The sequence below is a fragment of the Paenibacillus lacisediminis genome, from assembly GCF_046567315.2.
Genome location: NZ_JBKIAX020000020.1, coordinates 41,912 through 57,685, shown reverse-complemented (window position 1 = coordinate 57,685; position 15,774 = coordinate 41,912). Strand labels below are relative to the sequence as shown.

The following is a 15,774-nucleotide window of genomic DNA, read 5'->3' as shown; positions in this document are numbered from 1 at the left end:
CTCTATGGTCCTCCTGCATCTCACTTACTCGTTAATAGACTAGAACATTGTAGCATAGAACTTGCGAATCCGTGAGCAAAAAAGAACTCCTTCCCCAAAAACCCGAGAAAGGAGTCTTCCCAAACTTTCTTAATGCGTAACCATGGAACGAAAATCGCCCCGGCTCGATTGGTCCGCGTGGTAGAACACAACATCCCCGTCCATCAGCGAAAGGGTCCGTCCATACAGATCGGCCACGCTGCGCTTAAACCCTTCCATCCCGTACCACTGGTTCATCAGCGGGGCATCGATATACTGAAGGTGGGGCTTATCCGTGTTCCCATCCCGCACCGTCTCGATGTTGAAGTTCACGACAATGTATCCATCCTTCAAAAAAACCGCCGACTTGTCCGTAAGCCCGCCGTGCGTCCGCCCGTATTCGGCCACATTCGTACCCGCCGCCACCGCGTACAGGTCAGCCGGCAGGCTGTATTCCCCGTACCATCTTTGCACCGCGGCATTGGCCCGGGCTGGATCGACGCTGAACGGCAGATCCGTTTTGGGTCCGATCAACGTCCGCACGCCTTCCGGCAGCCGCAGCAGGCTGAAACTGCCCACGGCCGTCCGCTGCTTCGTCGTTTTGCGGATAAAGTTCTGCACGAACTGGCTTCGCCCGATCCCGGCCACCTGGCTGAACGTATAGTTGTGATCGTATTTGTACAGCGCCGTATCGGTCAACTCTTCGGTCGGCACATTCCGCAACCGCTCGTTCAAAACGACATAGCGCCGCACTTTGTCGGAAGGTGAGCCGATTTTGACGTAGCTTTTGCTGCTGGTATGGTAGTACAAATCGACGGGAGTCCGTGTACCTTTTTTTGCATCGATAAAATAAAACGCCGGTGTAATCACGATCTGATCCTGCGCCCCAAACATATTCCCTTTCGTTTTGAGGTCAAATTTGAAATGGTAGCCCTTTTTGATGACAGCGTTGCTGTACAACGGATGGCTGCCTGGACGGATCGGCAGCGTGTAACGGCTCGTATTGCCGCGTGCCGCTCCATCAATCCCGTTCAAACCTACCCAATAAGACGCGCCGGTCGGCGTTCGCCCACCTTTTTCGGACCGGAACACATTTTCCCAGTTATAGTCGGCTATATCCGTCACGTGAAAATCGTACACGCGCCCGATCGCATCCACCGGCACGGTATCGTAAGCGATATGATGCTTGAGATTCAGGTTGGCATTAGTTTGATCCGTGGCCCCGGATGGCGCATTGTGCGCGATCGTGCGAAACTCGACGTCATAAAAGCCTTCATCCACCCACACCGGCAAGAAAAACGCAAACGACTCCTTGCTTTTGTCCACTTCGATCCAGGTATGTTTCGGATAAAAAGCCGATTTCGTTCCATCGTACACGTCAAACGGGAAACGCACCTGCTTGCTGCCTATGTATTTGAGGTAGTCCCGGTTCCCATAACCGAGATAGTTCGCATGCTGCCCACTGTTTGGCATCTCCACGGTAAAAGGCCGATCGAGAATAATCGCGGAACGCCCCTGGGCTGGAGCCGTTTTTTGGTTGTGAGCCCGGTCGTCCGAGACGCTGGGATAAATCACAACCGGTGTATGCACAGTCACCGAATTGATCCCGTAGATTGGGAAGTCTTTACTCACGTCCCCATCGGTACTCCCGGTCATGATTTCGTAGTAAATCCTTCCGCTGCTCGGCTGGTCCGCTTTGTTCGTTTTGCTGGTTGGAATGGCATGGTTTGGGCTATACAGTACATCGTTATTAATGATGTCCGCTTCCGGAATTTCACCCGGCATTTCCGTTTGCCCCTCTGCCCAGCCGTCATTGATAATTGTTTGACCTTCAAATTCCAGTAAATCATTTCGGACAAGCAGCTTGGGCGCACGTTTACTGCCTTCTGCTTCCATTTCCCCTCGCTCGTGTGTATCGTTTTCAATATCCGGCCTTTTAGTTCCGCCATCGATGTCCTTATCCCTCAGTACAATGGTTTTAATCTGTGGTGGGGGTTGGATATGGGTAGTGTAAGCCGCTAATACAAAATCGGGCGGATCATATCCAGTTGGCAAAATCGAGATTCCACCACCATCAAAGGCATAGTTCAAAAGCGTCGACCTGACTATCTCATACAACTGAAATTCATCTACTGCCCAGTAAGCATAGGGCTTCGTAACCTTAACATCATAAGTCAACGTTACATCTTCAGACTTGTGCTTATAGCCGACACCGAATACGTATTCTACCCAACGCAGATTAAAATCTCTTTTTACTGGCACAGTAAAGGTACAAGTCCCTACCATTTTATTGTATTTGTAGTTATACAAATATTCTTTCGCTGTGACATTACCATACAAACTTTCCGAGGTCGGTATGCCATCCGCTACATCGAATCGTTCATTTCCCCGGCTGTCTGCTTTAATGACTGCGCTTGCGTTAGGGTTAAAATCCTCGCCGGCCATAGATCGCTCAGGTGATGGATTCGTACATTTTACGCCTGGCGGCTCTTCCGGGTCTCCAGGACCCTCGGGATCCCCGCCAGTTCCGACCGTAATCGTGGCCGCTCCATACAGCCAGTACGGTCCTTTTTTCCACTGTGCGGTGATCGTAGCCGTTCCTTTGGACTTGGCGGTCACTTTCCCTGAAGCATCTACAGTAGCCACCGCATTATTGTCAGACGTCCATACCGTTTCGGAAGCCGTCGTGACGTCATACCAATTGTCATTCCAATCCGACATATTATACTCCAGCGTCGCTACCTGAGCTTTCATCTCCTTGGTCTGACCCACCGCCAGCGCGGCGTTGTCCAGCACGCGCATTTTCTTTTTCTCAACCACGTACCCTTTGTAATTGACGAGCATTGGGATATAATACTCGGCCATAAACTTGTCCGCCCCGTCAGCGCGGGTGGCGTATTTGTATTTTGAGTTAACTGTTAGGGGGTATCCTGTTGAAACTTTAATAGTTGCCGTAATGCTTCCAGCTTGAAATACTGGTTTTACGCCGACGGGTTCATAGCTATTTTCGTTCTTCCAATCCATATCTTCAATCATTAACTCTTTAATGTAAGCCTTGGAAAATGGGTTATTCTGACTGTCAACCATAGAAGAGGGGGCATAACTTGTCATATCCAGTTCAAAATCTGTGCGCTTTATTAATGGTAATGCGCTTACTCCACTGCTATGGGTGCCAGTCTCTATACGGGTTCCGTCACCAAATGTAGCAACCCAAATATCGGTATCGCTTTGAACCCAAATGACCTTTGGCAAAGCATCGGCTTCCCCTTTCACTTCCACTTTTACAGATTGCATTTGCGCCGGCCCATCGGGAGTAACCTCTATCCCTTCACTTGGGTATCCATTAGTAAAAGCAGCATAGGAATAGTCAGTAAACGGGATAATAAATAAAATCGACAAAAAAGAAGCAACAAACCGTTTTTTCATATTGAACCGCTCTCGATCAATTCTTTTTTATTGTTGCAAAAGAGCCATCGTCTGTCGTGATTTGGCCGCCACTTGATTCGGTATCCAAGTATCTTTCAACCCACAAAGTAACCTCTTTATTGATATACTTTTCAAAAAATTCCTTTGGCTCCAAATACGGCAGTGTATGATATCCATACTTTTGCATAAGATTTTCATTTACGACTCTGCTCCCCCTGACTACACCATCCCCCACTCCAGTCATATAGTGGTCAAGGTCAAACTCTTTCGTTTTCGGATAAATAGTAATCTGAATATACGCTCTAAATGCACCTGCCTTATCCAACCTACTAATATAATCCGTCTCATCAACAAACAACGGCGCATAGATACTCTCAATATCCTTGAAATCTTCAGTATCAACTACAATATAATTGTGCAGCTTTAGACTGCCAGCGTGGTTTCGGAATGTGAGCGTTTTTTCCACCACATCGTTTAAAGAGGTATTGCCGGTTGTAAACGGGCTGATCGTTTCCAGATTGGTCCGCTCCGTGCCGACCTGGCGCAGTTCCTTAAGGCCAAGGAAGCTGTCGGCCTTTTGGCCGCTTACTCGTTCCAGATTCATCAGGATCGTGGAAGCTTCCGCCCGGGTTGCGTTTTTGTCCAAGCCGAAGGAGCCATCCGGATAACCGCTCATTAATTTTGTTCCTAAAGCTACGGCGATATAGGAGGACTTGGTTTGCGGTATGCCAGGGTTAAAATATTCCTTCACCGGGATCACCGTGGTCTTCGTATCCTCCAAAGCTTGCTTGTAATCCGCATCGGCCGCCGCCAGCCCCGAGGTCATCCATTTTGACATTTCAAACCGGGTAATCGGCGTACTGGGCCTAAATCCATTCGAATAGTCGCCGGGCTGAATAAATCCGCGAGACACGGCGCGCTCCACCTCGGCTTCGCTCCAATGACCTGTCAGATCGGAAAACGTATGACCGGCCCCGGCAGAAGCTGCTTCAATTGCATCCCCCTTTGCCACTCGCGCCAACAGCGCGGCAAATTCGGCCCGGGTCACGGTTGCGTTCGGTTTAAAGGTTCCATCGGCATAACCTTTGAAATAACCTTTAGCGACCGCCGAATCAATCGCGTTTTTTGCCCAGTGGTCGTTTTTTACGTCCTTAAAGATGGTTGCGGCCGCATCCGCCGTATCCACTGTCGTTTGAAAACCGAACAGAATAAAAGCGCTTATCAAAGTCCCGGCCAACAGAAATGACAGCCATTTTTTCATCGAATTACCTTCACCCTTTCTTTCTATTCCTTTACACTAATCACAGAAAATACTCTTTCTAAATTATTCGCCCCATTTTCACCGCCTCCTCCCGTAACATACCTTTTTTGTGAAAATACCCCATTTTAGGCAACAAAAAAAAGCACACCTCGATCATCGATTTACGATATCAAGGTGTGCTTCACCTGTTTCCATTATATTACACTTTGCGGATTCGTAAAGACTTTTCACGAAAAAAATTCAAAGGCACCTCATTCCGCCCTGGAATAAGATGCCCATAAATTTCACTGCATGGAGGGTTATGTACCCGAAGCTTACCCGAACCAGCTTTTGATCATGATGGCGTCGGACACCAGAAACACGAGCAGGCTGATAATGCCGAAGCCGATGGCAAACAGATTTTTCTTCGGACGTTCTTTGAACAAGCGGACCACGCCGATCAAAATGATCACGGTGAACAAAATCATAAAAATATCGAATCCGTTAAACGTCGTTGTCGTTTCTCCCGCTGCGGCGAGCAACATCGCGAAACCTCCTCTTGAAATCCACGAAATTACATATCTTCTTCTATGTTATCTTCCCGCCCCGCCGGATGCAAGAGGAAAGACAAAAAATTGTCAAAAAAAATAACGCCAATGGTACGATTTTCACCCCACTTTACGGATTTGTTCATTGACATCTTCATTATTACCTGAACTTTGCTTTTCCATAAGGAAGTCTTATGTCCAAAAGTCCTTGTATCAGTTTACGCTCCTGCATAACTATGGTACCATAATGTTACTTATATCATAGTTATTCTGTCGGAATTATAGATTTGATCATACAAGGAGGGTAACGCATGGCATATGAGCCGATTTGGACAAAAGAGCCGGAGAAATTAAACAAATTCGAATTCGTTAAACTGGAAAAAGACGGCCTGGACGTCATTCGCACCATTATCGAGGAATACGCAGTCCAAGGGTATGACTCCATCCTGGCGGACGACATGGACCGCTTCAAATGGGCCGGCGTATATCAGCAAAAACCGAAGGACGGCCATTTTATGATGCGCGTGCGAATCAACACCGGGATTATGAATACCAAGCAAGCCCGGGTGTTAGGTGAAATCGCCAAGTTGTACGGACGCGGGCTTGTAGATGTCACGACCCGTCAGGCGATTCAATTCCACTGGCTGCGCGTGGAGAATTTACCGGATATTTTTAAGCGGCTGGAGGAAGTTGGCCTTTATTCGTTTGAAGCCTGCGGCGACTGCCCGCGCACGATCGTCGGCAACCCGCTTGCCGGCATCGATAAGGATGAACTGATCGACACAACGGACATCGTGGAAGAAGTGAACACCTTTTTCCTGCTGAACCGCGATTTTTCCAATCTGCCGCGTAAATACAAGATGTCCATCTCTTCCAATATTTATAACAACGCGCAGGCGGAGATCAACGACCTGGCCTTCGTCCCGGCTGTCAAAGTGATCGATGGCGAAGAGGTGGTCGGTTTTCACGCATTCGTTGGCGGCGGTCTTTCGGCCAAGCCGCATCTGGCGAAACCCTTGGACATTTTCGTGAGACCGGAGGAAGTGCTGAAGGTGGCGGTCGGCGTGACGACGATTTTCCGGGATTACGGATATCGTGAGAAACGCCATCAAGCCCGCCTGAAATACCTGGTTGCCGATTGGGGCCCGGAAAAATTCAAAGACAAGCTGATCGAATTGATCGGCGACCTGCCTACGCGCGGCGAAGACAAAACGGTGGGCTGGCAAGCCGCCTATTTCGACGGCGTCCATCCGCAAAAGCAAGCAGGCTTGAACTACTTCGGCCTGAATGTCCCCGTCGGCCGTCTCAATGCGGATGAGCTGGTACAGTTGGCCGATGTGGCGGACCAATACGGTGAAGGGAAAATCCGCACCACGATGTCCCAGAACATTTTGCTCAGCGGCATTCCGGACGATAAAGTGGAGGAAGCGCTGAAAGCTCCTGTTCTGCAGCGGCTGACACCGTTTCCGAAGCCTTTTATGAGCCGCACCGTCTCCTGCACGGGCAATGAGTTCTGCAATCTTGCGATCGTGGAAACAAAACGCCGCGCCGCCGAGGTCGCCGAATATTTGGACCGGAACGTCGAACTGGACGAAAAAGTGCGCATCCATTTCATCGGTTGCCCGAACGCTTGCGGCCAAAAACATGTCGCCGACATCGGTCTTCAAGGCTCATTGGTAAAAACGCCGGAAGGCATGGTCGATGCATTCGACATCGCCGTGGGCGGCACTTTGGGCGGCGGGCCAAACGGACCGCAGGCGCAGTTTAACCAAGCTTTGAAAGGCCGCGTCAAAGGCGATCAAGTGGCTCAAGTGTTGGAGCAACTCCTGCTGTTCTATAAAGAGCAGCGCACCGCCGGGGAATCTTTCCACAGCTTTGTGCTCCGGGTTGGCGCTCCCGCCTTCCAGGAGAAACTTAGCAGCATTTTAGCGGCCGGGGTTGCTTCGTGACCCATTCTAATTCCTGCTCTTGATTTGTAACAGAAATAGGTCGATTACCTCCCAAATGGTGCGGCCTATTTCTTTTTGTTTTCACTAGAAAAGACAGTCCCCCGACCATCGATTCAATCGATCACTGGGGAACTGTCTTATTTCAAAGTTAGCTTGCTTATTCGCTTAACCCACTTCCCGGCTCTCCACTTCCAGCTTTTCGAGCTCCTTGGTGCGTTTCGTGTCGCGCTCTAGAACCGGGGCCAGGTAACGGCCGGTGTAGGAGTTTTCCACCTTCACGACCTCTTCCGGCGTGCCTGTGGCGATGATCGTACCGCCGCCGCTGCCTCCTTCCGGACCAAGGTCGATGAGGTAATCGGCCGTTTTGATAACGTCCAGATTATGCTCGATGACCAGCACCGTGTCGCCGGAATCGACGAGACGATGCAGCACCCTGAGCAGCCGGTCGATATCGTCGACATGCAGCCCGGTGGTCGGTTCGTCCAGGATGTAAATCGTCTTGCCGGTGCTGCGGCGGTACAACTCCGAAGCCAGCTTCACGCGCTGAGCCTCCCCGCCGGACAACGTCGTCGCCGGCTGTCCCAGGTTGACGTAGCCCAGCCCGACGTCAAGCAGCGTTTGCAGCTTGCGGTGGATTTTCGGGATGTTTTGGAAAAATTCCGTCGCATCCTCCACCGTCATCTCCAGCACATCGGCAATGCTTTTGTTTTTGTATTTAACTTCCAGCGTTTCGCGGTTGTAGCGTTTGCCTTTGCACACCTCGCAAGGTACATACACGTCCGGCAGGAAGTGCATTTCAATCTTGATAATACCGTCGCCGCGGCAGGCTTCGCAGCGGCCGCCTTTAATGTTGAAGCTAAAGCGTCCTTTCTTGTAACCGCGCACCTTCGCTTCGTTCGTCTGCGAGTACAGGTCGCGGATGTCGTCGAATACACCGGTGTACGTGGCCGGGTTCGAACGTGGCGTCCGTCCGATCGGCGACTGGTCGATGTCCACGACCTTATCGACGTGCTCCAGCCCTTTGATTTCCTTGTATTGACCAGGACGGACTCTCGCCTTGTTCAAGTCGCGAGCCAGCGTTTTTTTCAAGATTTCGTTCACCAGCGTCGATTTGCCCGAACCGGATACCCCGGTCACGGCCGTAAATACGCCGATCGGGAATTTGACGTTGATGTTCTTCAGGTTATTCTCTTTCGCTCCCTTGATCTCCAACCAGCGTCCGTCCGGTTTGCGCCGCTGCAAAGGCACCGGAATGAACTTCTTGCCGCTCAAGTATTGGCCTGTCAGAGAACGAGGATCATTCATTACTTCCTTCGGCGTTCCTTGCGAGATCACCTCGCCGCCGTGAATGCCCGCGCCCGGTCCGATATCAATGATGTAATCGGCGGCCAGCATCGTGTCTTCATCATGCTCGACGACGATCAGCGTGTTGCCGATGTCGCGCATATGCGCCAGCGTGGAGATCAGCCGGTCGTTATCCCGCTGGTGCAGGCCAATGCTTGGCTCGTCCAGAATATACAGCACGCCCATCAGGCTTGAGCCGATTTGCGTCGCCAACCGGATGCGCTGCGCTTCGCCGCCGGACAACGTGCCTGCCGCCCGGCTGAGTGTCAAATAATCGAGCCCGACGTTTACGAGAAAACCAAGCCGATTGTTGATTTCTTTCAGGATCAGGTGGGCGATTTGTGTTTCTTTTTCGCTAAGCTCCAGCCCGCTGAAAAACTCCATCGCTTCGCCGATCGACAGCGAGGTCACATAAGCCATATTTTGCTCGTTGACCGTGACGGCGAGGGTTTCCTTCTTCAATCGATGGCCTTTGCAGCTGCCGCAAGGTTTGCTGCCCATAAATTCCTCGATGAACTCGCGGATGCCTTCCGAAGCGGTTTCCCGGTACCGGCGCTCCAGATTCGGGATGATCCCTTCATACGTCACGTAAGCGTCCTTGCTCATCCCGAAATCGTTTTGGTAACGGAAGCGGATTTTCGTATCACCCGTTCCGTACAGCAGCTTGTCCATTTGATCCTTCGTCAATTCAGACACCGGCACATCTTGCGGAATGCCGAAATGTTCGCAAACGGATTTTAAAAACTGCGGATAGTAATTCGATGTACCTCCGGCCCACGCTTCAAACGCACCGTCCTCGATCGTCTTCGACGGATCGGGAATAAGCAGATCGGGGTCGATGATCATTTTGACGCCAAGCCCGTCGCATTCCGGACAAGCTCCAAACGGGCTATTGAACGAAAACATCCGCGGCGACAGCTCTTCGATGCTAAAACCGCAGATCGGACACGCAAAATTAGAGCTGAACCGCAGCTCCTCCTGGCCGATGATGTCGACCAAAATTTGGCCGCCGGACATTTTCAGCGCCGTTTCGATCGAGTCGGCCAACCGGCTGCGGACATCCTCCTTGACCACGATCCGGTCAACGATAACTTCGATGGAGTGCTTTTTGTTTTTTTCCAGTTCGATGGTTTCCGACAAATCGCGCTGCTCGCCGTCAACCCGCACCCGAACAAAACCTTGTTTGGCGATTTCGCTGAACAAGCTTTTATGCTCGCCTTTTTTCCCGGAAATGACGGGGGCTAAAATTTGCAATCTCGTGCGTTCGGGATATTGCATAATGCGGTCGACCATCTGCTCGACCGTCTGGGACGTAATCTCGATGCCGTGCTCCGGGCAGTGCGGATGCCCAACCCGGGCGAACAGCAGGCGGAGATAGTCGTAAATTTCCGTCACCGTTCCGACGGTGGAACGGGGGTTGCGGCTCGTCGTCTTCTGGTCGATAGAAATCGCCGGAGACAAGCCCTCGATCGAATCGACGTCCGGCTTCTCCATCTGTCCCAAAAACTGCCGCGCATACGCGGACAACGACTCGACGTAACGGCGTTGTCCCTCGGCGTAAATCGTATCGAAGGCAAGCGAGGATTTGCCCGAACCGCTTAAGCCCGTCAACACCACGAATTTGTCGCGCGGAATCGTGATGTTGATATTTTTCAAATTGTGCGCTCTGGCGCCTTTGATGACTATATTCTCACTAGCCACGCTTTCATCTCCCTTTAAGGTAGTTCAAAAATCGTCTTTTGATCACGAAGCTAATTTCTAAGATGATGATTCGGCGTCGAATCTTGAATTCAGGCCGGGCCTTCCGTTGCTCACGTACCCAAAACGTACGCTCCGCTACTCAGTCCCTAGCTTCATCCAACCTTCTCGGTGCTGAAAAGCCGATTTTTGAACCTTTATTTAACTGAGGTAGTTCAAAAATCGTCTTTTGATCACGAAGCTAATTTCTAAGATGATGATTCGGCGTCGAATCTTGAATTCAGGCCGGGCCTTCCGTTGCTCACGTACCCAAAATGTACGCTCCGCTACTCAGTCCCTAGCTTCATCCAACCTTCTCGGTGCTGAAAAGCCGATTTTTGAACCTTTATTTAACTGAGGTAGTTTAAAAATCTTCTTCTGGTCACGATGCTAATTTCTAAGATGATGATTCGGCGTCGAATCTTGAATTCAGCCGGGCCAAGCATATGCTTCTGAAGCTGTTTTCCAAAAATAGCGGAACATTATGTTCTTATTTTCCGATTTGAACTTGTTCATCCCCATTAGCGGCATTTTTTGTCCTTATTTTCAATGAATGGAGCGAAAATTGGCCATTTCCCTGCGACTGGAGAAAATAACGGCATTAAATGCCTTTATTTCACTCGACATGGGGGATATCGGTAAAATAGCGACATTTTTTGTCCTTATATTTTCGCCAGAGCTTTTCAACAAGGCAACTTTTGCAGTTCTTCACTCCACAAGAGGCGCCGCCGCCATATTTTACATCGGTGCCAAAAAGCATATTTTAAGCATCTATTTAAAACTGAGGCAGTTCAAAAATCCGCAAAATCGGATTTTTGAACTGCTGACTCAAGCTGCTTTATCCTTTAATTCCCATCCGTTGCCGCTTACTCCGCCTTGAGCTCCAGAATCGCGTCGCGCAGCTCGGCGGCCCGCTCGAACTGGAGGTTTTTGGCCGCTTCCTTCATTTCGGCTTCCAAGCGGCGGATCATCGCTTCGCGGTCGCGCTTGGACATCTTGACCTTGGCGGCGTCGGCCAGATACTCGCTCTTGCTTTCCGCCACCTTGGTCGCTTCGATAACGTCGCGAACTTTCTTGCGGATCGTCTGCGGCGTAATGCCGTGCTTCTCGTTGTAAGCGATCTGGATGCTGCGCCGCCGCTCGGTTTCCTTAATCGCCTGGTCCATCGATTCCGTGATGCTGTCCGCGTACATCAGCACCCGGCCATCCGAGTTCCGGGCCGCCCGCCCGATTGTCTGGATTAAGGAGCGCTCCGACCGCAGGAAACCTTCCTTGTCGGCATCCAGAATCGCCACCAGCGACACCTCCGGCAAATCCAGCCCTTCGCGCAAGAGGTTGATGCCGATCAGCACATGGAACGTGCCAAGCCGCAGGTCGCGCAAAATGCTCATCCGCTCCAGCGTTTTAATATCGGAATGGAGGTATCTTACCTTGATGCCGATTTCTTTTAAATAGTCAGTCAAATCCTCGGACATTTTCTTGGTCAAGGTCGTCACGAGCACGCGTTCGTCTTTATCGATACGGTCGCGGATTTCGCCGATCAGGTCGTCGATCTGCCCCTTCGTCGGCCGCACCTCGATCACTGGATCCAAGAGGCCCGTCGGCCGGATGATCTGCTGCACCATCGTATTGCAATGCTCCAGTTCGTAAGGCCCCGGCGTCGCGGATACGTAAATCAACTGCTGTGCCTTGCCTTCGAACTCCTCGAACCTGAGCGGCCGGTTATCCAGCGCTGAAGGCAGGCGGAAGCCGTGCTCCACCAGCACCGTTTTGCGCGCCTGGTCACCGTTGTACATCGCCCGAATTTGCGGCAGCGTCTGGTGGGATTCGTCAATCACGATCAGGAAGTCGTCGGGAAAATAGTCCAACAGCGTATACGGGGTAGCCCCCCGCTCGCGGAATGTCAGCGGCCCGGAATAGTTTTCGATCCCGGAGCAGAAGCCGACTTCCTTCATCATCTCAATGTCGTACCGCGTCCGCTGCTCCAGCCGCTGAGCCTCCAGGAGCTTTCCTTTCGAGCGCAGGTCCTCCAGCCGCTCCTCCAACTCACGCTCGATATTGGTAAGCGCGATCCGCATCGTCTCCTCCTGCGTAACAAAGTGGGATGCCGGGAAAATCGCCACATGCTCGCGCTCGCCGACCAATTCGCCGGTCAGCACGTCAATTTCCGTAATCCGTTCGATTTCATCGCCGAAAAATTCCACCCGAATGGCGTGCTCCCCTTTGGAAGCCGGGAAAATCTCCAGCACATCTCCGCGCACCCGGAACGTACCGCGCACGAAATTGATGTCGTTCCGCTGGTACTGGATATCCACCAGCCGGCTCAAAATCTGGTTGCGCGGCTTCTCCATCCCGATCCGCAGCGACAGCACCAAATTGCGGTATTCCATCGGCGAACCGAGACCGTAGATGCACGATACGCTCGCCACGATAATGACGTCCCGCCGTTCAAACAGCGAACTCGTCGCCGAGTGGCGCAGTTTATCGATCTCTTCGTTGATGCTGGAATCTTTCTCGATATAGGTATCGGAGGAAGGAATATAGGCTTCCGGTTGATAGTAGTCGTAATAGCTGACGAAATAGTCTACCGAGTTGTTGGGGAAAAATTCTTTAAACTCACTGGCCAACTGCGCCGCCAGCGTCTTGTTGTGGGCGATGATCAGCGTCGGTCTGCCAATCTGCGCAATCGTATTGGCGATCGTAAACGTCTTGCCCGTTCCGGTTGCGCCAAGCAGCGTTTGATGCCTTTTCCCGGCGCGCACGCCCTCAACAAGCTGTTTCACCGCTTCCGGCTGATCCCCTTGCGGAGTGAACTCGGAGACGAGCTCGAATTTATTATCGCTAAATACAATTTCACTCATTGTCCAACATCACCCTATCGTCTAAAATGAAATACTAGAGGAGGATCCGACAAGTTACTCCATAATTCTACCTAGTCTTATCTATATATAAATGAGACCAATTTCCTAATCGTGTCCGTTCATTAAACAGGATCGGTCATGATTCCGATGAATAAACTATACACCTTCCTTAATTTACAAAATAGGAATGCGTGTTCCCATGTATTATACCTTTTTCATCTTATAGATGCAAACGGTAAGTTGAAGAATAGGAGTTGTACACACTCGATGGATATCGCAACGTTACTTGGCATCATTATCGGTTTAGCCGCCCTGATCGGCGGTTTTTTGTGGGAAGGCGGGGAGCTTGTCGGGCTCATGCAGATCACTTCCGCCCTTATCGTGTTTGGAGGTACGATCGCCGCAGTTATGATCAGCTTTCCGGTCTCCAAGCTGCGTACGGTGCCGAAGGCGCTGGCGCTCGCGTTCTCTGCCCGGCACCAGGACTCGGGTGAACTGATCGAAGACATCGTCGGCATGTCCATGGTCGCCCGGCGCGAAGGGGTGCTTGCCCTGGAAAAAAGAGCGGCGGATTACCCGAATCCTTTTTTGCGCGAAGGGATTCAGCTTGTCGTGGACGGAACCGAACGGAGTATGGTCCAGCAAATCATGAACCTTGAAATCGACGCTTTGGAAAAAAAATATGAAGGCTACGCCAAAGTTTTTGAAGCGGCCGGCGGTTACGCGCCAACGATGGGCATCATCGGCACGGTCATGGGCTTGATCCACGTGCTCGGCAGCCTGAGCGAACCGACGGCGCTGGGGCCGTCGATCGCACTTGCTTTTACCGCCACGCTGTACGGGGTGGCCAGCGCCAATTTGATTTTCCTTCCGATCGCCTCCAAAATCAAAGCGCGCAGCGAAGAGGAAGTGGACCGGATGGAAATGATGATCGAGGGCATTTTGTCGATTCAAAACGGGGACCATCCGCTGCTGGTGCGCCGCAAGCTGGAATCGTATGTAGCCGACGCCCGGACCCCGGGTCAGGGGACGGAGGCCGCGCTCGGCCTGAATACGCGGTTCAACGCAGATTCCCGGGAGAATGAAATATGATTAGCCCGGGATCGCCGAGCGGCAATCACAAGCCTGAGGTTCCGGGTCATGGGAGACAGCGGCGGCAGCGCCGCGCGGTACAGCAGGATGCCAAGGACCGCTGGATGATTACATACGCGGATCTGATCACGCTGCTGCTTATTTTTTTCGTCATCATGTACGCGATGAGCCGGCTCGATGTGGAAAAATACGAAGTCGTCACTCAGTCCCTGCAAATGACCTTCAGCAATGGGAACTCCATTCTGGATAAAGGCGCCGGCATCACCGGTTCGTTAAACAGCTACAACGCCAAAACTCCGGCCTCCACCGCCCAGAATGGCAAAGGTAGCGGCAGTGCGGGCCAGAACGGCAGCAGCGGGAACGGCGGCCAGCAAGCGTCCGCTCAAGCCAGTTCCGGCCAGGCTCCGCTCACCGAACGCGAGCTGGCGTTCCGCAAGCAGGAGGAAGAACTGAGCAACCTGATGCAGTTGATCGAGGCGTACATTAAGGAGAACAGTCTAGAGGATCAAATTCATGTGGCCGATCTGCCGAAAGGCATCTCAATCACGCTTAGCGATCGCTTCCTGTTTGACACTGGCAAAGCGGATTTGAAAAGCGGTTCGGCCAAAACGCTGTCCAAGCTCGCCAGCCTGTTCGGGCAGCTCGACACCGTCATCAGCATCGAAGGCCATACGGACAGCCAGCCGATCGGCCGGTCGTCCAAATTCAAGGACAACTGGGAGCTGTCGGGGGCCCGCGCATTGTCGGTGCTCCGCTTTTTTGTCGACAAGGAGCAGCTCGATCCGCAGCATTTCCAGTACGCCGGCTACGCCGACACCCGCCCGGCCGCCGACAACGACACCGCCGCAGGCCGCCAAAAAAACCGTCGCGTAGAAATCACCGTGCTGCGGCAACTGCAGCAGTGATAGAGGGGCTTCCGGCACAAAGACCGCCGAAGGAATTCACACCGGCGGTCTTTTGATGCGCCAAAACAATGCTCTGCCGGAAATAGAGACAATTTATGTCTTTATTTCGAGATTTCTCCCTTCCTGACGCAAATATAGAGGAGATTTTTTCCGTTATATGAGAACTAGGCTTGGAAAAAGCCTCCGTTCGCCCCCAACTTTCTATATATAGAAGTAAAAAATCCCTCTATTTTTGCTGCTCCCCTTTTTTTCACAAAAATAAGACCCTTTTTTACCGTTATTCCCATGACTTTCATAAAAACGCATGAAAACCAACGCAAGGAAGGTCAAGCATGGGTTTAACAGCGCTGGAATGCGGGGCTTAAAGCCGCTATTCGGGAACTTGACACTTTTCGGGAATTTGAACGTGCTGAAGCTTTGCGTGGAAGGAAACTGTAGATCACTCCCACCACTTTGCGATAAGAGGAAGAGAGGGAAACCCCACGAAAGGCAAAAGTGCAGGCGAATTTCGTCGAACTTCCTCGAAATGGGCGCCTCAACTGCAAAAGCGCATTTCATTTCCGGTCAAAAGCTGCTTTTTTATCGGATAGTCTCAAAAGAGATGCACTTTTGCATTTCAATCGCTCTAAAGTGGCAATTTACGGAATATAGAAT

At 51.5% G+C, this 15,774-nt stretch carries 9 protein-coding genes; 4 read left to right on the top strand and 5 right to left on the bottom strand.

Going from position 1 to position 15,774, the window contains the following annotated elements; all coding sequences use genetic code 11:
* Positions 1 to 129: 129 nt before the first annotated feature.
* From ACLD72_RS27490 to ACLD72_RS27480, 3 genes are all read right to left on the bottom strand, one after another.
* The gene (locus ACLD72_RS27490; protein ID WP_458476261.1) at positions 130 to 3,105 is read right to left on the bottom strand and encodes a DUF5704 domain-containing protein; all 2,976 of its coding nucleotides are present in this window, start codon (positions 3,103 to 3,105) and stop codon (positions 130 to 132) included.
* Between the two features lie 355 nt (positions 3,106 to 3,460).
* Positions 3,461 to 4,705 carry an S-layer homology domain-containing protein gene (locus ACLD72_RS27485; RefSeq protein WP_411003910.1) on the bottom strand — a complete coding sequence of 415 codons (1,245 nt, stop codon included), beginning with the start codon at positions 4,703 to 4,705 and terminating at the stop codon, positions 3,461 to 3,463.
* 314 nt (positions 4,706 to 5,019) lie between these two features.
* On the bottom strand, positions 5,020 to 5,229 hold the full coding sequence (locus ACLD72_RS27480; RefSeq protein ID WP_251592018.1) for a DUF2759 family protein: 210 nt from the start codon (positions 5,227 to 5,229) through the stop codon (positions 5,020 to 5,022).
* 314 nt (positions 5,230 to 5,543) lie between these two features.
* Between ACLD72_RS27480 and ACLD72_RS27475 the strand changes: the two genes are divergently transcribed.
* A complete protein-coding gene (locus tag ACLD72_RS27475; protein ID WP_411003911.1) occupies positions 5,544 to 7,181 on the top strand; it encodes a nitrite/sulfite reductase in 1,638 nt (545 codons plus the stop codon).
* Positions 7,182 to 7,346: 165 nt separating this feature from the next.
* Here the strand turns inward: ACLD72_RS27475 and uvrA are convergent, their stop codons facing one another.
* The gene (gene uvrA, locus ACLD72_RS27470) at positions 7,347 to 10,226 is read right to left on the bottom strand and encodes an excinuclease ABC subunit UvrA (RefSeq protein WP_411003912.1); all 2,880 of its coding nucleotides are present in this window, start codon (positions 10,224 to 10,226) and stop codon (positions 7,347 to 7,349) included.
* A gap of 589 nt (positions 10,227 to 10,815) precedes the next feature.
* Between uvrA and ACLD72_RS27465 the strand changes: the two genes are divergently transcribed.
* Positions 10,816 to 11,142, top strand: coding sequence for a hypothetical protein (locus tag ACLD72_RS27465; RefSeq protein ID WP_458476260.1), 327 nt, complete (start codon positions 10,816 to 10,818; stop codon positions 11,140 to 11,142).
* On the opposite strand, the gene uvrB is transcribed toward ACLD72_RS27465, so the two are convergent.
* Positions 11,129 to 13,123, bottom strand: a complete 1,995-nt coding sequence (gene uvrB, locus ACLD72_RS27460) for an excinuclease ABC subunit UvrB (protein ID WP_411003435.1) — start codon at positions 13,121 to 13,123, stop codon at positions 11,129 to 11,131. The two genes, ACLD72_RS27465 and uvrB, sit on opposite strands and share 14 nt — an antisense overlap.
* Positions 13,124 to 13,390: 267 nt before the next feature.
* On the opposite strand from uvrB, the gene ACLD72_RS27455 reads away from it, so the two are divergent.
* Together ACLD72_RS27455 and ACLD72_RS27450 are read left to right on the top strand one after the other, a co-directional pair.
* On the top strand, positions 13,391 to 14,215 hold the full coding sequence (locus tag ACLD72_RS27455; protein ID WP_411003434.1) for a flagellar motor protein: 825 nt from the start codon (positions 13,391 to 13,393) through the stop codon (positions 14,213 to 14,215).
* The gene (locus ACLD72_RS27450; protein ID WP_411003433.1) at positions 14,212 to 15,120 is read left to right on the top strand and encodes a flagellar motor protein MotB; all 909 of its coding nucleotides are present in this window, start codon (positions 14,212 to 14,214) and stop codon (positions 15,118 to 15,120) included. The genes ACLD72_RS27455 and ACLD72_RS27450 overlap by 4 nt, the downstream gene beginning before the upstream one ends.
* Positions 15,121 to 15,774: the final 654 nt, after the last annotated feature.

Coding starts and splice junctions, on each gene's coding strand:
- ACLD72_RS27485 (WP_411003910.1), bottom strand. CDS start 4,705: ATGAAAAAATGGCTGTCATTTCTGTTGGCCGGGACTTTGATAAGCGCT.
- uvrB (WP_411003435.1), bottom strand. CDS start 13,123: ATGAGTGAAATTGTATTTAGCGATAATAAATTCGAGCTCGTCTCCGAG.
- ACLD72_RS27455 (WP_411003434.1), top strand. CDS start 13,391: ATGGATATCGCAACGTTACTTGGCATCATTATCGGTTTAGCCGCCCTG.
- ACLD72_RS27490 (WP_458476261.1), bottom strand. CDS start 3,105: ATGGTTGACAGTCAGAATAACCCATTTTCCAAGGCTTACATTAAAGAG.
- ACLD72_RS27475 (WP_411003911.1), top strand. CDS start 5,544: ATGGCATATGAGCCGATTTGGACAAAAGAGCCGGAGAAATTAAACAAA.
- ACLD72_RS27450 (WP_411003433.1), top strand. CDS start 14,212: ATGATTAGCCCGGGATCGCCGAGCGGCAATCACAAGCCTGAGGTTCCG.
- ACLD72_RS27465 (WP_458476260.1), top strand. CDS start 10,816: ATGGAGCGAAAATTGGCCATTTCCCTGCGACTGGAGAAAATAACGGCA.
- ACLD72_RS27480 (WP_251592018.1), bottom strand. CDS start 5,229: ATGTTGCTCGCCGCAGCGGGAGAAACGACAACGACGTTTAACGGATTC.